The following is a 255-nucleotide window of genomic DNA, read 5'->3' on the forward strand; positions in this document are numbered from 1 at the left end:
CTGCACCGTCGCCCACACCCAGTGCCGGGTGCCGGATCCCGCCTGGCGCCAGCTCGTCTCGTCCATGTGCAGCACCGCCGCGCCGTGGCAGCTCGCCGCCGCCTGCTGCACCGGTGCCTGCAGCGCCCGCGCCACCAGCCCTTGCGCCTGCGAGATCGCCCCCAGGCTGAAGCGCACCCCCAGCACCTCGCCCAGCAGCGTGCGGATCTTGTCCTGCGTCAGGTGGTACCGCGTGCCCAGCGCCCCGATCAGGGC

At 74.5% G+C, this 255-nt stretch carries 1 protein-coding gene; it reads right to left on the reverse strand.

From position 1 onward, the window contains the following. Positions 1–255, reverse strand: a 255-nt coding sequence (locus tag HZU84_RS21270) for an IS66 family transposase (RefSeq protein WP_180693141.1), incomplete at both ends; no start/stop codon positions are given.

The sequence above is a fragment of the Sphaerotilus sulfidivorans genome (assembly GCF_013426975.1).
GTDB lineage: Bacteria > Pseudomonadota > Gammaproteobacteria > Burkholderiales > Burkholderiaceae_C > Sphaerotilus > Sphaerotilus sulfidivorans.